14 protein-coding genes are annotated in these 19735 nt (G+C 41.8%); 7 read left to right on the top strand and 7 right to left on the bottom strand.

Going from position 1 to position 19735, the window contains the following annotated elements; genetic code table 11:
- Positions 1 to 2: 2 nt before the first annotated feature.
- The 4 genes from KZC02_RS31430 to cobA form a co-directional block, all read right to left on the bottom strand.
- Entirely contained in the window at positions 3 to 3968 is a 3966-nt protein-coding gene (locus KZC02_RS31430) for a nitrate reductase (RefSeq protein WP_229253972.1), read from the bottom strand.
- Between the two features lie 80 nt (positions 3969 to 4048).
- Positions 4049 to 5359: an MFS transporter gene (locus KZC02_RS02795; RefSeq protein WP_221392710.1), complete on the bottom strand. Its 1311-nt coding sequence runs from the start codon at positions 5357 to 5359 to the stop codon at positions 4049 to 4051.
- A gap of 117 nt (positions 5360 to 5476) precedes the next feature.
- Positions 5477 to 6835 carry an alginate export family protein gene (locus KZC02_RS02790; protein ID WP_229253971.1) on the bottom strand — a complete coding sequence of 453 codons (1359 nt, stop codon included), beginning with the start codon at positions 6833 to 6835 and terminating at the stop codon, positions 5477 to 5479.
- A 37-nt stretch (positions 6836 to 6872) separates the two neighbouring features.
- Positions 6873 to 7634, bottom strand: a complete 762-nt coding sequence (cobA, locus tag KZC02_RS02785) for a uroporphyrinogen-III C-methyltransferase (RefSeq protein ID WP_221392709.1) — start codon at positions 7632 to 7634, stop codon at positions 6873 to 6875.
- Positions 7635 to 7912: 278 nt separating this feature from the next.
- Here cobA and nirB point away from each other — a divergent pair, with 278 nt between their 5' ends.
- The 5 genes from nirB (at position 7913) to KZC02_RS02760 (ending at position 14860) form a co-directional block, all read left to right on the top strand.
- Complete coding sequence (nirB, locus tag KZC02_RS02780; protein WP_221392708.1) at positions 7913 to 10429, top strand: nitrite reductase large subunit NirB; 2517 nt, start codon at positions 7913 to 7915, stop codon at positions 10427 to 10429.
- Positions 10430 to 11150: 721 nt separating this feature from the next.
- A complete protein-coding gene (nirD, locus tag KZC02_RS02775) occupies positions 11151 to 11504 on the top strand; it encodes a nitrite reductase small subunit NirD (protein WP_221392707.1) in 354 nt (117 codons plus the stop codon).
- A 9-nt stretch (positions 11505 to 11513) separates the two neighbouring features.
- On the top strand, positions 11514 to 12941 hold the full coding sequence (locus tag KZC02_RS02770; RefSeq protein WP_221392706.1) for a histidine kinase: 1428 nt from the start codon (positions 11514 to 11516) through the stop codon (positions 12939 to 12941).
- A gap of 14 nt (positions 12942 to 12955) precedes the next feature.
- A complete protein-coding gene (locus tag KZC02_RS02765) occupies positions 12956 to 13618 on the top strand; it encodes a response regulator transcription factor (protein ID WP_221392705.1) in 663 nt (220 codons plus the stop codon).
- Positions 13619 to 13828: 210 nt separating this feature from the next.
- Positions 13829 to 14860, top strand: a complete 1032-nt coding sequence (locus tag KZC02_RS02760; RefSeq protein ID WP_221392704.1) for an LLM class flavin-dependent oxidoreductase — start codon at positions 13829 to 13831, stop codon at positions 14858 to 14860.
- Between the two features lie 127 nt (positions 14861 to 14987).
- Here KZC02_RS02760 and KZC02_RS02755 read toward each other — a convergent pair whose 3' ends face one another.
- Positions 14988 to 15722 carry a LytTR family DNA-binding domain-containing protein gene (locus KZC02_RS02755; RefSeq protein WP_221392703.1) on the bottom strand — a complete coding sequence of 245 codons (735 nt, stop codon included), beginning with the start codon at positions 15720 to 15722 and terminating at the stop codon, positions 14988 to 14990.
- A gap of 45 nt (positions 15723 to 15767) precedes the next feature.
- Positions 15768 to 16826 carry a sensor histidine kinase gene (locus tag KZC02_RS02750; RefSeq protein ID WP_221392702.1) on the bottom strand — a complete coding sequence of 353 codons (1059 nt, stop codon included), beginning with the start codon at positions 16824 to 16826 and terminating at the stop codon, positions 15768 to 15770.
- Between the two features lie 337 nt (positions 16827 to 17163).
- On the opposite strand from KZC02_RS02750, the gene KZC02_RS02745 reads away from it, so the two are divergent.
- Entirely contained in the window at positions 17164 to 17778 is a 615-nt protein-coding gene (locus KZC02_RS02745; protein WP_221392701.1) for an RNA polymerase sigma factor, read from the top strand.
- A 180-nt stretch (positions 17779 to 17958) separates the two neighbouring features.
- Entirely contained in the window at positions 17959 to 18885 is a 927-nt protein-coding gene (locus KZC02_RS02740; protein ID WP_221392700.1) for an HAD hydrolase family protein, read from the top strand.
- On the opposite strand, the gene KZC02_RS02735 is transcribed toward KZC02_RS02740, so the two are convergent.
- Positions 18880 to 19671 carry a hypothetical protein gene (locus tag KZC02_RS02735; RefSeq protein WP_221392699.1) on the bottom strand — a complete coding sequence of 264 codons (792 nt, stop codon included), beginning with the start codon at positions 19669 to 19671 and terminating at the stop codon, positions 18880 to 18882. The two genes, KZC02_RS02740 and KZC02_RS02735, sit on opposite strands and share 6 nt — an antisense overlap.
- Between the last annotated feature and the right edge of the window lie 64 nt (positions 19672 to 19735).

Raw genomic sequence — 19735 nt, 5'->3', positions numbered from 1 at the left:
TTTTAGGTTGTAATACAGCTTTCTTTCATTTTCTCCAATATCGCCCTCACTTCCGGCCTGCACGAACCACAGCCGGTACCTGCACCTGTTTTCTGGCAAAGTTGTTGAAAATCATCACATCCGTTACGTATGGCATTTTCCAGGTTTCCTTTCCCAACACTGTTGCATGAACAAACCAGTTTGCCTTCCACGGGATCAACCTTTTTACTTGCACGAAGCAACTGCAGGCGTTTTTCAGAAAGTTCAATTCCGTTTGCAATCAGGTCTTTAAATTCCAGGAATTCATTTTTATCACCAATCAGTATGGCTCCTACGAGCTTGTCCTGATGTACAATGCACTTTTTGTAGTACCTTTTTGATTTATCTATAAATACGATTTCTTCATAAGCCGGATCATTCGACGGAACTTCTGTCATCCCGATGCTGCACAAATGCAATCCTTCCATTTTAAGAATATTCATCGACGTACTTCCTTTATACGGCTGCGAAATATCACCTGCAATATACCTTGCTGCTACTTCTGCCTGCTGTTCGGCAGCGAGTGTTATACCCCACATCTGGCCGCGCCATTCCGCAATTTCCCCGGATGTAAATATATCAGGATCAGAAGTTTGCATATAATCGTTTGCCACTATTCCACGTTTGTAAGCTATTCCTGAATCAACAGCCAGTTCGATAGCCGGAACAGTTCCAATTGTTAATACCACTACCTGACACGCAATTTTCCGGCCGGATTTTAAACGGATTCCATCTACTTTCCCGGTTCCTGAAAAAGTTGAAACTTCATCATTGAAAAAAATATCAACGCCACGTTCCGTCAGGTCCTGGTACAATAATTCGCTTGCCAAAGGATCCAGCTGGCGCTCCATTAACCTGCCGCTACGCTGTATGACAGTGACTTTTACCTGCATTTCGCGGAAGGAGGCAGCCAGTTCCAGCCCTAAAATCCCGCCTCCTACAATAACTGCGTGCGGATTCGTTTGTTTTAAAAACGGCAGCAGTGAGTCGGCATCCAGACGCGAACGCATGTTGAAAATTCCCGGCAGTTCAGGAACTCCTTTTGGCATAAATGCCCTGCTTCCCATACCCAGGATTAGTTTGTCGTAGCCATGTTCCTGTCCATTGCTGTCAACGACAATTTTGTTTTTTCTGTCAATATGAACGATGCCAATTCCTTTATGTACAATAATACTGTTTTCCTTGAACTGATCTTCGCGCAGTTTTACAAGCTGTTCCCAGGTTTGTGTCCCGCTAATATAATCGGGCAGGAGAACACGGTTATAAAACGGAAATATTTCCTTTGAAAAAACATGAATTTCATCTTCCTGATTCAGCGTACGATAGGTATTAATGAAGCCCAAACCAGCAGAACCCGCTCCAACAACAATTATTTTTTCAATAGGTTTTTTGTAAACTGTTACTTCGACCGCAGAAAATTTAAAATCAGGCTCCTTAGATCTTGGATCAACCAGCGGACTGGTCAGGTTATTGGCCCTGTTCAGACTGCTTCCAAGCATTTTACCCCAATGCATTGGTAAAAAACACAATCCTGATTTGACATCTTCTGTTATCTGTGCCTTCACGCGAACTTCACCACGGCGCCCCGTAACCAGTACAAGCTGTCCTTCCGTTATTTTTCTTTCCTTGGCATCATCAGGATGGATCTGTAAAAAAGGCTGGGGGATATGCTGGTTTAATTTTGAAACCCGCCCTGTTTTAGTCATCGTGTGCCACTGGTCACGAATTCTTCCGGTGGTTAGGACTAATGGAAAATCTTCATCGGTTGGCTCTGATGTATTTTCGTCGTTTACCGCAAAAATCTGGGCGCGTTTGTTTGGTGTGTAGAACTGGTGGTCGGTGAATAATCGTTTGGTTCCTTTGTTGGTGTCGTTGTTGTGGTTTTTGGTTTCAATGATGTTGTTTTCATTTTCGTTGTCGTTGTCGTAGTTCCGCAGGGCGGTGCCCTGGGCTGAGGTATGGGAGTCTTTCAGACTATTGTTGAGGGGATTTTCTGGTTTTTGTTCTGTTTTTTCGTTGTCGTTATTGTTGTTCCGCAGGGCGATCCCCTGGGCTGAGGTATGGGAGTCTTTCAGACTATTGTTGCGGGAGTTTTCTGGTTTTTGTTCTGTTTTTTCGTTTTCGTTTTCGTTGCCGTTGTTCCGCAGGGCGATGCCCCGGGCTGAGGTATTGGAGTCTTTCAGACTATTGTTGAAGGGGTTTTCTGGTTCGTACTCCGTCTTCCCTTTTTCCAATTCCTCCTTTCCTCCCTTTTCCCATTCCTCCTTTTCTCCATTTCCCCATTCCTCCTTTCCTCCTTTTTCCCATTTCTCCTTTTCCCTTTTAAAATAGGGCCATTGGATACTACGATCTTTTTTTAATAATTCGTAATTGACACCTGTTATATCAATGCTGGTTCCTGCGGTAATTTTTGTGTATTCATCATAAACTTCGGACACGTTTTTATAATTAAATGCATTGCCAAACCCCATTTTTTCAGCAAATCGCCAGATAATTTCAGAGTCGGGTAAGGCGTCTCCCGGTGCGTCAACAACTTTTGGCAAATGGGTAATTCTGCGTTCAGCATTGGTCATGGTGCCTTCTTTTTCCAGCCACGCTGCAGCTGGCAGCACTACATCTGCAAATGCAACCGTATCTGCCCGATTGGAAATATCCTGCACCACAACAAAACGTGCATTTTTTAAGGCTTTTTCAGTAGCGTTCAAATCCGGCATACTTACCAGCGGATTAGTATTAATGATCCATATCGCTTTTAATTTTTCATCCGCCAATGCATCAAACATTTCAGTTGCCGTAAATCCGGGTTTATGTGCAATTTTAACCGGACTGTTCCAAAATGTTTCCATTTCTCCCCGGTGAACTGCATTGGTGACATCCCGGTGAGCAGGTAAAATGTTTGCCAATCCACCCGTTTCGCGTCCTCCCATGGCATTCGGTTGTCCGGTCAGGGAAAACGGTCCGTTGCCAGGTGTGCCAATCCTGCCGGTTATCAGGTGAAGGTTAATCAGCGAAAGATTTTTATTCACTCCAATCGCAGACTGGTTGAGCCCCATAGTCCAGAGCGATAAAAAGCCTTTTGATTGTCCAATCCATTTGGCTGCCAGATAAATATCCTTCTTGTTAATTCCACAAATTTCCGCAGATTCCGAAATAGTACGCTCAAAAACTTTAATTTGAAAGGCTTCGAATCCGTCAGTATGATTGTTTATGAATTCCTCATTGACATAATTTTCTTCAATCAGAACCCGGCCGATTGCATTGTTCAAAACGATATCCGTACCAGGATTTATAGCCAGATGCAAGTCAGCTGAACGTGCCGTATCAGTCCGACGCGGATCCACACAAATGATCTTTACGTGCGGATTTGCGGTTTTATGTGCTTCGATCCGTCTCCATAAAATAGGATGGCACCACGCAGGATTTGCACCGGTTACAAAAAACACATCTGCTTCTTCGATATCGTCGTAACAAACCGGAACGCTGTCTTCACCCAAAGCAAGTTTGTAGCCGACCACAGCAGAACTCATGCAGAGTCTGGAGTTGGTGTCAATATTATTAGACCCAATGAAGCCTTTAATTAATTTATTGACCAGATAATATTCTTCGGTAAGACATTGTCCGGATACATAAAATGCAACGGAATCCGGTCCGAATTTTTTTATTAGTGCCTTGAAAACCGCTGCTGTTCTTTCCAGTGCCTCGTCCCAGGTTGCTCTTTGTAAAGGCATCGAACGATTCATCCGCATTTGTGGGAAGAGTAACCTATCCGACTGATCCATTACGGTGTAATGCAGATTCATGCCTTTTGAACACAACATGCCTTTGCTCGACGGATGCGATATATCACCTTCCAGAGTAAGCCGGTCATTGCTTTGTTTATGAACAACGACCCCGCAACCCACACCGCAATAGCAGCAGGTCGATTTGTATGTGTTGACGGTTGTTTTCATAGTCGTTGAATAATATCTGTTTGGGTTACCTTTTGCTATCAGAAGAAATAAAAGTTAAGTTTTAGATTGATTGTCAGCCATTAAGCTTCTATCGCTTCCAGTGGATTTACCTCCGTTATTACTTCACTTGTTTTATCAAAATTGACCAATGCGACAATTGCGGCAACACAGGCAATAGCCACACCAATGTAAACAAATGCTTGTGAGTAAGTGATTTCACTGGATTTGAACAGGAAACCAGCCAGTACAGCACCTACATTGCCACCTGCTCCAACGATCCCGCTTACAGAACCGATTGCTTTCTGGTTTACAAATGGTACGATAGCATAGGTAACGCCGTTTGCCATTTTAAGGAACATGGCAAAAGCAAGCATGGTAATAACGGCTACCACAATACTGCCGCTTTGCGCAAAAATGGCAATGCCCGTTCCTTCCAGAGCAAGCAACAAAGCCAGTAGTTTACCTTTTCCTATCATGCCATATTTGTTTCCTACTTTATCTGCTATAATACCGCCAACAGCTCTTGCAAATAGATTCATAAAACCAAAAGTTCCTGCCAGGATACCTGCAACAGCCAATGTGGTATTGAAATTTTCAAAAAAGTACAGTGCAGCGATATTGTCAAAAGTGATTTCAATACCGAAACAGGCACCATAAGCCAGGAACAAAGCCCATGTACGCGGATCTTTCGCTGCAATAGCAAGTGAACCTTTTGTCTTTACAGCTTTGGTATTGGTTAATAGAATATCTTCAAAATTGCCGGCAGGCGTATCTTTTGTAAAACGATAGTATAAAAAAGAGAAGGCCAGAAGCATCACACCCGGAACGATCATTGCCAGTCTCCATGCAGATTCCGGTAAATATCCGGCCCCAATAAATCCTGCAAAAATCAGAGGCATGACCATATTGGTAACGCCGCCGCCCAAATTTCCCCACCCTCCGGCAACCGCATTGGCAGTACCCACGATTTTCTTGTCAAACATGACTGAAGTGTGATATTGCGTAATAACAAATGATGCACCAATCACGCCGATAGCGAGTCGGAATAATAAAAAACCTTCATAAGTATGAACCAGGCCGACTGTCATAACCGGTATGGAGCAGATAGCCATAAGTGCCGAATACGTTTTGCGTGGCCCCCAAGAATCGCAAAGTTTACCGATTGCAATTCTTGCCACCACGGTTGCGGCAACGGATGCAATGATGATGTTGCCGATTTGCCCTTTGGTTAAGCCAAGATCCGTTTTTACAATAGTCATCAGCGGAGCAAGGCCAAACCAGCCGAAAAAGCATAGGAAAAAGGCCATCCACGTAAGGTGGAAAGTTTGCATCTGAATGCCTTTAAAACTAAAAATATTTAACTTTTCAAGAGGTTTATTCGTAGTTTCCATAATCAGTAAAATGTAAATATGAGTGAAAATTAAAATAATTAAACAGAGTAAAAACCCGCAGATGACAACTAACTGCAAATAGCTATCGACTAGCTGCTTTCAGTAAATAGCTATCAGCTATTTCAAAAAATCCGGTTTGATACTAATAATCAGATAAGCCCAGTTTGCCATTTTCTGAGGATTTTGAACGCCTTTAACTTGTGCAAGGCTTTTTGTTGGCAGGAAAGTACAGTAACCACCCTGAAAACTGATAATTTTTGTCAGGTTGTAAGTCGCAATGATATCCAGTTCATTACCGAAGTTTCCGGATATTTTTTTGTCGTTGGTATTGATGATTTTTGATGCGCTCGAAAACTGGTGCAGATCAGCCTGAACGGATAATTTTTCATTTGCCTTTAGATTGGAGTGAATATAAAAATCTGAAAGTCCTCCTTTCCCAAAACCGTTGGCTGCATAGAAATAGTCCATTTGCCCCCAGAATTTGTGTGGTGTCCCATACAGCGGATCAAATGAATGGTTGGCTTTTGATCCCGTTGTTGTACCTGATGTATAATCATAACCAGGGCCAACTGAAATGTTTTTATTGATACTAAAAAGTCCTTTTACAGAATACATATAAGCATTCAGGTTTAATCCATCTTTATCTTTTCCGGTCTGATAATAGGCACTGGCGTTCAGATTCCAGCTATTTCCCAGTTTGGTATTGAGATACGGGCCAAATGTTACCCGGTTCCATGTGCCTTTATTCCAAGTTTTTACAGCCGTTTCAGATAATGTGTATTTTTGGAAATCATCCTTTAAAATTAAAAATGAAGCGTTTCCCTGTTTCAGCTTTTTTCCAAAATAAACAAACTGCATAGATTTATACATGGTGCCAATCCCGTTCGTTCCGGCTGCGTATCCATTGGGTACTCCGTCATATGAAGTACCAGTTTTAAGCTCACGGTTTTGATTATACGCAGCGCCTATATGTGCACTGAATCCGTTGTTACTATATTTAAGTAAAACGGCGTCATGGCGTCTGGCCTGTTGCAGCCAGTCCAGGTTTCCGAGCAGGCGGCTGTCGTCGTAGAGTAATTCCTGCCTTCCGATTTTTAATAAAAACTCTTTTCCTCCTTTTGTTTTATTCGTGTCAAGCAAACTTATTTCGCCCCAAGCCTCATGCAGCATAAAACCATTTAAAGAAGAGTTAGTCAGCCGGTTGTTGGTGGAAGCATCCTGTCCCCAAACGCGAACGTCCTGTGCTGAAACGTAAAATTGTGTCCGGTAACCTTTGTAACCTACATTTAGACGCGTTCTTTGTGAGGTGAAGAATGCAGCATCATCACCTTTCGACAAGGGTGTTCCTTGACCGTGAAGCAGTTCTGTTCTGGTACGCAGCTGGCCTGACACACTGATCTGCGCATTTACTTCGGCCGGATTCAGCCAGCATGCCATCAGCACGCATAGTACAAAATGGTAAATTTTCGTTTTCATTTAAGTAAAGTTTAAAATGAAATAGGAGTGAGTAAGATTAAGAAACCATAGTGTGCATACTGTTTAAATATTCCATTGTGTAAGCCGGGTGTAAACCGACCACTTCTCCCAGCACTATAATGGCCGGTGTACCGATATTATTTTCGCGCACCAGATGCGGCATTTCCCAAACCTGGCCCATAACACTTTTTTCATCCGGACGCGTACCGTTCTGAATTACCGCCACAGGCAGGTGGCCACGGCCAAAGTGTTTATAGAGCTCACATATTTCTGTAAGTTTGCTCATTCCCATTAATACGACCACAGTTGCTTTTGACTGTGCGGCCAGCCTGAGATCTTCGGATAATTCACCATTTTGCGTTGTGCCTGTAATTACCCAGAAACTTTCACTTACTCCACGCCTTGTAACCGGTATTTCCATAGATGCCGGAACGGCAATACAGCTGGAAACACCAGGAATTACCTCAACCTGAATATCATGGTCACGCGCATATTCCATTTCTTCATGTCCGCGGCCAAATACAAATGAATCACCGCCTTTCAATCTTACAACATGCCCTCGCTTTTTGGCAAGCCTTACGATCAGGCCGTTTATTTCATTTTGTGAAAAAGATGCATTTCCTGCTTTTTTACCAACATACATTTTAAGTGAATGTTCCGGTGCAAAATCCAGTAATTCCGCATTAGCCAGTTCGTCATACAATACTACATCCGCAGTTTTTAATGCCCTTACACCTTTCAATGTGATAAGATCTCCGTTTCCCGGGCCAGCTCCTACAAGAGTTAATTTCGCTTCCATCTTTTATATACTATTCAAGGTGAATATTGGAAATGTGCTATATATAGTAAAATGTAACTATATGTAATTGTTGGGTCAAAATTAAAGGCTAAATTTTTAAAAACAATACATTTTCCAAAATATATGTTTAAAATTTATCCAAATGAAGAATAAAAAATTAGGAAATGCTAAAAACGCAATATAATTTTGACATGTAATATTTGATCGTATAGATGTTAATTATTAGAATATTACAATATAAAAACAATGTTATTATAAACTAATAGTCAATATTAACTATGAAAGCACAATCAACTATCCATATTGTAGTTATAGGCAATGGTATGGTAGGCTACAAATTCTGCGAAAAATTGCTGGCCAAAGAAAAAAAAGATCAGGTTTTTACACTGACAGTCTTTGGTGAAGAACCACGTGCTGCCTATGACAGGGTGCATTTGAGTGAATTCTTTGCTGGCAAAACAGCGGATGATCTCACAATGGCTCCGGCAGAATGGTACGTTGAAAATGGTATCCGGTTATTTTTATCAGATCCGGTGGTTGATATCGACAGAGACGAAAAACTGGTCAGGTCTCACCATGGACATGTAGTGCATTATGACTATCTGGTTATGGCTACGGGGTCGGGTGCATTTGTACCTTCCATACCGGGCGTTGAAAAGGATGGTGTGTTTGTGTACCGCACGATTGAAGATCTGGAGCTTATTCAGTCTTACGCGAAGAAAGCAAAAAAAGGAGCAGTATTAGGAGGCGGTTTGCTTGGGTTGGAAGCTGCAAAGGCATTACTGGATCTGGGTCTGGAAGAAGCACACGTGGTTGAATTTGCCCAAAGGCTCATGCCCCGGCAAATTGATGAAGCCGGGTCGCGTATGCTGCAAAGCCAGTTGGAAATGTTGGGATTGAATGTGCATCTTAATAAGAGTACCCAGGAAATTATTGGTGACGATTATATTAAAGGAATGCAGTTTGCTGATAATTCTTTTCTGGAAGTTGATATGCTGGTGATATCAGCCGGAATACGGCCAAGAGATGAACTGGCAAAAATTGCCGGCCTGGAAACGCATCCGAGAGGTGGCATTGTGGTGGATAATTGCCTGCGCACCTCAGACCCGAATATTTTTGCCATAGGAGAATGTGCATTGGCACATCATATGATATACGGACTGATCGCCCCAGGTTACGAAATGGCCGAAGTGGTTGCAACTCAACTCATAGGTGGTACAAAAGAATTTATGCCTTTTGATATGTCGACAAAGCTGAAACTGATCGGTACCGACGTCGCAAGTTTTGGAGATGCTTTTATAGAAGAGCCAGCCTGTAAAACTATTCGCTATGAAAACAAGGCAAAGGGAGTTTACAAGCGTATCAATGTCTCACTAAATGGTAAGGAATTGTTGGGTGGAATTCTGGTCGGTGATGCAGAGCAGTATAATATGCTCCTTCAGACCTGCAAGAGTAAAACCATCCTCCCTCCCGATTCGGAAGACCTGATCCTGGGATCGCGGGGTGGCGATGAAGCAGGTGCAGGAGTGATGAGCTTTCCTGATGATGCGCTGATCTGTTCCTGTGAAGCTGTTACCAAAGGAATGCTTTGCCATGAAGTCGGGGAAAATGGCCATACTACGATCGACGCTATCAAAAAATGCTGTAAAGCCGGGACAGGCTGCGGTGGCTGTGTCCCTATGGTGAAGGACATTATCCAGGGAGTTTTAAAGGAAAAAGGTGTTTATGTCAGAAACGTTGTTTGTGAACATTTCGACTATTCGCGGCAGGAACTGCTTGATCTCGTAAAAATGAATGGCCTTAAAACCTATAATGGTGTATTAAACCATTTTGGTCATGGAGATGGCTGTGAAGTTTGCAAGCCAGTTGTTGCATCGCTCCTGGCTAGTTTATGGAATGAAAATATATTGCAAAAAGACCGCGCTCCGATACAGGATTCTAATGACCGTTACCTGGCCAATATTCAAAAAGGAGGTACTTATTCCGTTGTTCCAAGAATTCCGGGAGGTGAAATTACACCGGAGAAACTCATCGTAATTGGCCAGGTCGCACAACAGTATGGCCTATATACTAAAATCACGGGTGGTCAGCGGATTGACCTTTTCGGGGCACATTTAGGTGATCTCCCGGATATTTGGGAACAGCTCATCAACGCCGGATTTGAGAGCGGACATGCGTATGGAAAATCATTGCGGACTGTAAAAAGCTGTGTCGGGTCAACCTGGTGCAGGTTTGGCGTACAGGATTCTGTAAGTTTTGCCATTGAAGTGGAAGACCGTTACAAAGGACTTCGTTCACCTCATAAATTAAAATCAGCGGTTTCAGGATGTGTAAGGGAATGTGCGGAGGCACAAAGCAAGGATTTTGGCATTATAGCTACCGAAAAAGGATGGAATTTGTACGTATGCGGTAACGGTGGTTCCAAGCCACAACATGCACAACTCATTGCTACTGATGTGGATAAAGAAACCTGTATCAGGTTAATTGACCGGTTTCTGATGTTTTATATCAAAACAGCTGATCCCCTGACAAGAACCGCAACCTGGCTTAACAAAATGGAAGGAGGTATTAATTACCTGAAAGCCGTGGTTGTAGATGATGTTCTGGGCATTGCAGGAGAGCTTGAAAATGAAATGCAGGCGCTGATTGATGTATATAAATGTGAATGGAAAGAAGTGGTTGAAAGCCCGGAATTAAGGAAACGGTTCTCTCATTTCGTAAACGCTCCGGTCAAAGATCCATCAATTCAATTCGAACCCATGCGCGATCAGAAGAGGGTTAAAGAATGGGTTTGAAATGAGCGGCCGCCGAGCGGTTAAGAGTTCAGCGTGAAGAGTTAAAAGTAGAAATAACAGCAGTTAAGTATTGCACCCGCAGCGCAAGTCTGAAAGACTTTAATACCTCAGCACCGGGTAACGCCCGGTTGAATTATCAATTATCAATTATCAATTATCAATTAAAAATGCAAGGTAACAATTAACACAATTTCCCCACGGAACCGTACCGCAAGTCTGAAAGACTTTAATACCTCAGCACCGGGTAACGCCCGGTTGAATTGGATAAATTAATGTCGGGTAACACCCGGTTGAATTTGATAAATTAATGTCGGGTAACGCCCGGTTGAATTGGATAAATTAATGTCGGGTAACGCCCGGTTGAATTTGATAAATTAATGTCGGGTAACACCCGGTTGAATTTGATGGAATTAATGTCGGGTAACACCCGGTTGAATTTGATGAATTAATGTCGGGTAACGCCCGGTTGAATTTGATGAATTAATGTCGGGTAACGCCCGGTTGAATTTGATGAATTAATGTCGGGTAACGCCCGGTTAAATTGATAAATTAATGTCGGGTAACGCCCGGTTGAATTTGATGAATTAATGTCGGATAACGCCCGGTTAAATTGATAAATTAATGTCGGGTAACGCCCGGTTGAATTTGTCAAACCAATACCCGGAATTGCCAATTGAATTAAACAACAATATCAGGTATCGCTCCTATAAAAACAAAAAAAATGGAACCAGTTAAAAACACAAAAGACAGAATCGTTTGGCACAAAGCATGTCATGTGGAAGACATCCCGGAAGACGGCGGTGGCTGTGCCCTGATCGAAGGAAAGCAAATTGCTATTTTCAACTTTACCAGAAGAGGTGAGTGGTACGCGACAGACAACCAATGCCCTCACAGACAGCAGATGGCTGTTTCGCGTGGAATGATCGGAAGCCAGGAAGGCGAACCCAAAGTGGCCTGTCCATTTCATAAAAAGACATTTTCTTTACAAAGCGGCCAATGCCTTAATGACGAAACATACCGGATTAACACATTTCCTGTAATGGTTAAGGAAAATCTGGTGTATATTGGCTTGTAAAAACGATGAATGGAAAATGTTGACAAACGCGTAGCCGCAAGCCTGACGCGTTTTTACGTGGCAGCTCTGATCATTGTTGCATTACTGACACTGGGAGGGCTGTTCTTAATACGCAAGACCATCATGAGCCTCAATTATGATGGCCGCGTGGTAAATGTAGCAGGCCGGCAACGCATGTTAAGCCAGCGACTGACCAAACTTTCCCTGTTAAAAACACAAGTTATTGCCAATCATGATTCAGCTGATTTTGACTCATTACTAACCATTTGGAAAGAAAGCCATGAGCAACTGGCTGAAAGAAAACTAAATGTTGATAAGGATGTCGTTACATGGAAAAGCCCTGTTCTGGATGAAATGTTCAACCGGCTTAATCCGGTTTTTAACAGAATTTACCAAAGTTTTTCTGTGATCAACAATCCCGGTTCTACAATTAAGGAAAAGAATAATTCCCTGAAACTGATACTGGAAAACGAGTCTGAATTTCTTGCAAAAATGAATGACATCGTATTTCAGTTTGACAAAGAAAGTTCTGCCAGACTCAAAAACCTGGAAAAAATTGAATGGATACTCGACTGCATGACGATCATGGTTTTATTGGCAGAAGGGCTGCTCATATTCAGGCCGGTTGTGAATGAGACCAGAAGGGCAATCAGGTTACTGACAGAATCAGAAAGGAAATTACTAGAGTCAAATAATGAGTTGGAATATAGCAATCAGCAACTGAAAAAGGCGCAGGCTGATATACTCAGGATTGAAGAAGAGAAATATGAATTACAGCTGGCAGAGGACCGGATCAGGGCTGCATCGTTGATTGAGGGACAGGAAGAAGAACGGCGGCGGTTTGCCAGAGAGCTGCATGATGGAATAGGTCAGATGCTTACAGGATTAAAACTGCATGCTGAAAAACTCAGGCATGTACAATTTGCCGATGAAAAACAGCGGAACAGGTTCGATCAGCTCGTGAAACTGATTCAGGATACAATACAAACAACGCGGCAAATCAGCTATAACCTTATGCCTTCTGTTCTGGAAGATTTCGGGTTGAATGCGGCTTTAAACCTGTTGTGCGAGCAAACTTCCGAATCATCGGGTATAAAAGTAAAATTTGAAGGAAACCGGGATAGGTTTGTATTAAGCCAACCCATGGAAATCGGGCTTTACCGGATTGCACAGGAAGCGTTAAATAATGCAATAAAACATGCCAGCGCAGACCACGTAATGATTAAATTGCGCCAAAACGGGAACCAACTTGCACTGGAAATCGAAGACGATGGAAAAGGTTTTTTAGTCGGTAAACTGAAAAATAACAAAGGATCTTTTCTTACACAAAACGGAATTGAAAATATCCGGACAAGAACAGAATTGTTGAATGGTGAAATGGAAATTGAGTCGGAGCTGGACGGAGGTACCAGGCTGATAATTAAAATTGATAATTAACTGTAATGGATACAATGCCGATACGAATATTAGTGGTGGATGATCATTCCGTTGTGCGACAGGGTATTATCTCTTTGCTGGAAGACGAAGAAGACATTTTTATTGCAGGAGAAGCTTCTGATGGTGACGAAGTGGAAGCTGCTATTGAAAAAGTAAATCCGGATGTGATCCTGCTGGACCTGACAATGCCACGCATGTCAGGTCTTGATGTGATCCGCCAGATAGTACCTGCTTATCCGAAAGTTTATATTCTTGTGTTCAGCATGCATCATAATCCTGATTATATTCTCGCTTCTGTTAAACACGGAGCGGCAGGGTATTTATTGAAGGATACGAGCAGGGACGAGATTTTGCTGGCAGTAAGAAGTGTTGCAAAGGGGGAATTGTATTATCCACCGACTGCGTCCTCTATCATTATTAAAAACTTGCTTAAACAGGTATTCAGGTCAACTGAGCCACAAATTGAGATTGAAGCAGAGCAGGAAGCGTCAGTTTGGAAAATAATTACACCCAGAGAGCAGCAAATCCTGAAATGCCTCACAGAAGGAATGAGCAGTAAAGAAATCGCAGATCATTTAAGCATCAGTTCCAATACGGTTGCAAACCAGAGAGCAAGTATCATGAAAAAGGCCAGTGTGAAGAATACGGCAGAACTGATCGCCCTGGCCTTGAAATAACTGATTGAATACTTTTGTTTATTTCAAAAATCTGAACTCCCACCCAATTTTCATGTAATATATTTAAACGGTTATTTAACTATGTCGGTTTTTTTATTGTTAATGAATCTAATTACACGGCAGGTCGTTTGTTTTGATTGGCCTGTTTTTGATTTACTTAACAATGATAAATTTCTTTTTAAAGATTTTTATTGATAAATACCCGGTATAATGCATATAAACGAGTCAAAAAATATTTCCTATTCTGTACTGGATCTGGCAACGGTCATTGAAGGTAAAACACCCGCTGATACCTTTCGAACCAGTCTGGAATTGGCCCAAGCCGCAGAATCATTGGGTTACACGCGTTACTGGCTTGCCGAACACCACAATATGATCAGTGTCGCAAGTTCAGCTACCTCCGTTCTGATAGGTTACATTGCGGGCGGTACAACTTCTATCAGGGTCGGGTCGGGAGGAATTATGCTGCCAAACCATGCGCCATTGGTCGTTGCAGAGCAATTCGGAACTTTGGCCTCCTTATACCCCGGAAGGATTGATTTGGGATTAGGGCGTGCTCCCGGTACCGACCAGGTTACAGCCAGAGCAATAAGGGGAGAAAATTTCAACGCAACACATAATTTCCCGTCTGATATTCAAAAACTTCAGAACTTTTTTTCAGCTGATAACAGCGGCAGTAATGTACGGGCTATTCCGGGTGAAGGGCTGGATGTTCCGATCTGGATATTGGGTTCCAGTACTGATAGTGCGCGTGTTGCAGCAGCAATGGGATTACCCTATGCTTTTGCGAGCCACTTCGCACCAGCTTATTTTTTGGAAGCGATCAGTTTGTACCGAAAGAATTTTAAACCATCAGTATATCTGGACAAACCTTATGTTATGGCATGTGTAAATGTTGTATCAGCAGAAACAGATTCCGAAGCGGACCGGCTCTCCACCTCGGTAATGCAATTTTTCCTGGGTGTGGTAAGTGGAAGGCGTAAATTATTGCAGCCACCCGTAGACAATATGAACGATGTATGGAATATACAGGAAGAATATGCAGTTAATCAAATGCTTGCTTATTCCTTTATCGGTGGCCCGGAGAAATTACGGAAAAAGCTACGCGCCTTCGCAGAGCAAACCCAGGTGGACGAAATTATGGCAACATCGCACATTTTTGACCATCAGTCCAGAATTGAATCGTACCGTATTTTTTCAAAAGTGGTACAAGAGCTTAACGCAGTAGCAGCCGTATCCTGATTATTCATTTAAACCAAAAACGCCTTGCCAGAGATTCGGGTAAGGCGTTTTTAGTTTACCAGCAATCAAAATTACCGGCGGATATCACCATCTCGCGGCACAATTACTTTTTTAATAGTACTTTCCGCTAATTCCAGCGGGAGAATAAATCCTTGAAGGCATCTTTATAAAGTTCGCCAACCGAAATATCCGTGCTGCCGATATGAACCGCATTTTTACTGATCGAGTCAACTTTATTGATCGCTACTATAAACGAACGGTGGATACGGAGAAAATTGGATGCCGGTAACTTTTCCTCAATGGCTTTCAGGCTGCTTAATGAAATTATTGGTTTGGCAGGTGCAGCAAGGTGAATTTTTACATAATCTTTTAACGATTCAATAAACAGTATGGAGTCAAAATCTATACGGACCAACCGGTAATCTGATTTTACAAATAAATAATTATCCTTTACTTCAGGCTCATTGTTCGCCTGGTTTTCCTGTATCAGCTCAAAGTAATTTTTAGCTTTGGTAGCTGCCCGCAAAAATTCATCATAACCGAAAGGTTTTAATAAATAATCCAGTGCATCCACTTTATAGCCTTCTACCGCAAACTGGTTGTAGGCGGTTGTAAAAATGATCTTCGTTTGTGCAGATGAATCCGTCAGGTTTAAAATGCGGGCGAGTTCCATGCCATTGAGATCAGGCATTTGAATATCCAAAAAAACCAGATTTATTTTGGTGTCGTGGATCACTTCGAGTGCCTCAACCGCATTTCCAAAGCTGCCTGATAAATGCAGAAATGGCGTTTGCTCTACAAAGGTACTTACAAGTCCGAGAGCGAGAGGTTCATCATCAACGGTGATACAATTCAGTTTCATCAGGGTTTAAGAATTTTAGTTTGTCTATCTGTGATATGTACTTTTTTAATCTAAATTAATATTTAAGATTACCTGATAAGTATTTTCCTCCTTATTTTCTTCAATATTAAGTTGGTGCTTTTTTGGATATAACAGGTCCAGCCGTCTTTGTGTATTGATCAGGCCAATTCCTCCGCTGTTTACATGCAGCGCATTTTTATCCTGAAATACATGATTAAGCACTCTGAGAGTAAGGATGTTACTCTTAATTTTCAGGTCAATGAAGATCTCTGATTTTTGAACTACACTAACACCATGTTTAAATGCATTTTCGATAAACGGCAGTAAGAGCATTGGAGCGATAGCGTATTCCTTATCAGGCTTTGGCTCATCCATAGTTACCAAGGTTCCGGCCTGCAGGCGTAGTTTCATCAATTCTACGTAGTCTTTCACAAATGAGATTTCCTGGCTGACCAGTGCTGTATCCTGCCGGGTTTCATACAACAGGTAACGCATCATACGAGACAGTTTTAGAATCGCCTCCCTTGATAACGGCACATTCGTAAAAGTAAGTGCATAGATATTGTTGAGCGTATTGAAAAAGAAATGCGGATTGATCTGTGCTTTTAAAAGTGCCAGCTCGGAAGTGATATTTTGTTTTTCTGCGGATTCATGCAGTTGTGCATCTGTTTGCCATCTCAGAATTACGGCCAGACTTGTACTGATTCCTAATACAAGCAGCGAAGTCAGCAATAATAAATTGTCAATATTGCCTTTCGGCCGTGGCCCGGGCCTGCGCATTACTGCATCCATTTGTTCCCATACATGCAACTGTTTGTCGACAAATTTGCTCACGACCAGCAAAACAATGACGGAGCCAATAATCCAAAGAACAAAAGCAGGTATTTTATTTTTCAATAATAAGGACGGGACTATGACCAGCGCATTTAAATAAAACATGCCGGCCAGCAAACCGATGTTCAGCGACTGTTTGAGCCAGAACGAAGCCGGAAGTTTAACACCCCAGGACAATGGCTGATAGAACATCAGTACAAAACCAAGCAGTGCCCACGCAAGTAAATGAAGAATAACAATTACTCCACTTTTCGATTTTTCCCCTTTCATACCTATTGATTGAACTGCAAGGTTAAAGCAAGTTATGCTAACATCAAACCGGATTCGACATAATGCAGGTTTATCAGGCTGAATAAGGAAATTTTCACGGGCAACAGGTTATTGAATAATCTCATTAAAAAGATCAGTAAGAAAACAGGTTTGGGAGATGAATATTCCCTTTTTGTCTGGGTTTCTCTCCTTTCCATCTAAGTCGTTTTATTTTTTTATCTGTTTTAATTCAATTTGTATAGAAATACGTAACCGACGCATTACTACTGAATAACGCTGAATACTGATTACGCCGGATATCTGATAAACCCGGTTTTACATTTAAACAAGTTGGATTTTGTTATTCGAAAAAAAAATATCATTCAATCAGAACGACTTTGACTCCGTCGTTGCTGCGTGTATAGCCGGTAATAACCAGGCTCAGCGCTATATGTATCAGAAATATTTCGGATATGCCAAAAGCATTTGTCTTCGTTATACTTCCTGCCTTGAAGAGTCGGAAGAAGTACTCAACGAAGGATTTTTGAAAGTATTCAACAACCTGAAAAACTACGATCCATCGTATCCGTTTAAGGTATGGCTGCGAACGATTATGGTCAATACTGCGATCAGTTATTATCGTAAGCACAAAAAACATATTGAGGACAGAACTGCATTGGAAGATGTTCCAGAGCTGCGTTTAGAGGAAGACATTGTAAGCCGTATCACTGCCGACGAAGTTTTAAAACTCATACAGAGGCTCAAACCGTTGTACAAAAATGTATTTTTATTACATGCCGTGGACGGATACAATCACAGGGAAATTGCAGATATGTTACAACTTAATGAGGCTACTGTAAGGTCTCAGTACATCCGCGCACGTAACCAGTTGCAGGAACTGATCCGACAGTATTACCCGTATAGTTATCCCGGTTCCTGGTCTGTGAAGACGTCAGAAAGAAGCTATGCTTAATGTGTTCAGCAGTGTTAGACAGCCTGTTGGCAGCAGGTTGAAATGATATTTAAAGGTATTCAATTTATTTTTATAGCTTAACCCGCAAGAAATTCAGATATATTTGGCACAGAAATAACATACATCAACAATATAAATAGTTATACAATAGGTAATAAGTTTGTATTTGAAGCGTATTTTATGTCTTTGACAATTGAACAAAAGAAACAAATTTCCGATTTTACGGACCGCAGGGAATTTGTTGAAAAAGGAGGCTTAATGACTGATCTGGACGGGACGGTTATTCAGGAACACGAAGGAAAATATTTTATGCCCGACCTGGTGCGGGAAGGACTGGTAAAGATGTACAACGCCCAGTGCCCGGTTATTATCAACACCATGCGCTTTCCAATTTCAGTCATCAAAACATTCGCTACTGACTGGTTTGTGATGTCCAAAGCCTCAGTTCCGCTGGTTAGCCTGAACGGGAGCCAGATTGGATTCATCAATAAAGACAAAAAATCAAAATTTACTTTTCAGGAAATAGAGGCATTCCCTTTGAAAAAAGAGGAGGTAAAAAAGTTTATATCGGATATTGAACAAATTCTGGAACAGGGTGGAAGTGTCCTTGTTTTTTATTATCCGAGAGATTGGGTTAAAGGCGAAATAATCTGGACTTCTGATAAAGAAAAAACTTCGGAAACAAAAGACAGGTACAGAAGTGCTTCCCATGTTTATAACAGCAACATGGAGGAACTTACCCGAAACCTGGAATCGGAAGATATCTGTATGATATTTTTGAAGGCAATCCAGTCAGATCCCGCAACACCTTTTACCAACACAGATTACAAAGATTTTTACAGCCACCAAAATGTGGATAAACTGTTCGGTGCCAAAAAGATGATCTCACATTTGGAACGTGAGATACATCAGTTTGTTGGTGCCGGTGATACACCAATGGACGTGTTTTTAAAAGAAGTCGGGCAGGTAATTAAAGTCGGCGGTTTGAATATGAACTTTGAATTTAATTCGCCTGTCATTGAGTTAAAACATGTTCCTGATATTGGTGAGGTTTTTACAGAAGTTGCCGGAAGCTGTGCTGGTTCCGAAAGCCTTCTAAACTCATAATATAGGGCCATGCAATGCATGATGCGTTTTAATTACAGGTAACGACTGATGCAGATTACGGATCACCTGGCATTTAAAATCATCGTCGGGTAAGTGCTGCGCCTTGTCCAGCAATTCCATTGACATATCAAAGATGTCGTTTCTGAATAAAACTATATCTTCGCCAAATTCACGGCCAACGTCCTCGCTGAACCAGGTATCGATCAAGGGTGCATAGTTTTCCTGCATAGTATACTCAAAATCCACGTGATAAAACTTGACGTTGTCCGTAAACGGATCGGCGGCGATCATGTTTTTTGGCTTTCGGTCATTGTCTGCATAACATAATGTTATTTTAGTAGCATCAAATGCAGCCAGGGATCTCAGTTTATTCCGTTGCCCTTCTTCAATCGTAGTATCTTCAAGTACTTCTTTCAGCCGTATACCATTTACCTCCTGATTAGACAGGACCATATGAACGATATCGGACAGGTTATCGTGGTGAAATCCAAGAGCTACTTTTTTAGGTAAATTAAGGCCGAGGGTTGTTGCATGGAGATAGCAGCAGTACTCTTTCTGAGCCTGAATGTAAACATCCTGATACTTTTCGTCAAGACGATTGTCTTTCTGATGAATGTAATAAGTGTGATTAATAGAAGAATGAAAAATCTGACGGCGCATACGGTCCGGCTTCTGACCTGTATCCTTGTAGATTGGTTTCAGTATCTCGTCTTTTTGGTAATTTATAAATTCCTGCCACACATTTGTAGCATGAAAATGATCGGAATAGGAAGTGTTTAGGTGCATAAATTGAGTAAGAATAAACAGTCATATAATTACGCTATTTTTTTTGACAAAACAGCAGAATTAT

The sequence above is a fragment of the Dyadobacter sp. NIV53 genome (assembly GCF_019711195.1).
Classification (GTDB): domain Bacteria; phylum Bacteroidota; class Bacteroidia; order Cytophagales; family Spirosomataceae; genus Dyadobacter.
The sequence above is the reverse complement of the archived record's forward strand: the minus strand, read 5'-3'. Positions and strand labels throughout refer to the sequence as shown.

Coding starts and splice junctions, on each gene's coding strand:
- KZC02_RS31430 (WP_229253972.1), bottom strand. CDS start 3,968: ATGAAAACAACCGTCAACACATACAAATCGACCTGCTGCTATTGCGGT.
- KZC02_RS02795 (WP_221392710.1), bottom strand. CDS start 5,359: ATGGAAACTACGAATAAACCTCTTGAAAAGTTAAATATTTTTAGTTTT.
- KZC02_RS02790 (WP_229253971.1), bottom strand. CDS start 6,835: ATGAAAACGAAAATTTACCATTTTGTACTATGCGTGCTGATGGCATGC.
- cobA (WP_221392709.1), bottom strand. CDS start 7,634: ATGGAAGCGAAATTAACTCTTGTAGGAGCTGGCCCGGGAAACGGAGAT.
- nirB (WP_221392708.1), top strand. CDS start 7,913: ATGAAAGCACAATCAACTATCCATATTGTAGTTATAGGCAATGGTATG.
- nirD (WP_221392707.1), top strand. CDS start 11,151: ATGGAACCAGTTAAAAACACAAAAGACAGAATCGTTTGGCACAAAGCA.
- KZC02_RS02770 (WP_221392706.1), top strand. CDS start 11,514: ATGGAAAATGTTGACAAACGCGTAGCCGCAAGCCTGACGCGTTTTTAC.
- KZC02_RS02765 (WP_221392705.1), top strand. CDS start 12,956: ATGCCGATACGAATATTAGTGGTGGATGATCATTCCGTTGTGCGACAG.
- KZC02_RS02760 (WP_221392704.1), top strand. CDS start 13,829: ATGCATATAAACGAGTCAAAAAATATTTCCTATTCTGTACTGGATCTG.
- KZC02_RS02755 (WP_221392703.1), bottom strand. CDS start 15,722: ATGAAACTGAATTGTATCACCGTTGATGATGAACCTCTCGCTCTCGGA.
- KZC02_RS02750 (WP_221392702.1), bottom strand. CDS start 16,826: ATGAAAGGGGAAAAATCGAAAAGTGGAGTAATTGTTATTCTTCATTTA.
- KZC02_RS02740 (WP_221392700.1), top strand. CDS start 17,959: ATGTCTTTGACAATTGAACAAAAGAAACAAATTTCCGATTTTACGGAC.
- KZC02_RS02735 (WP_221392699.1), bottom strand. CDS start 19,671: ATGCACCTAAACACTTCCTATTCCGATCATTTTCATGCTACAAATGTG.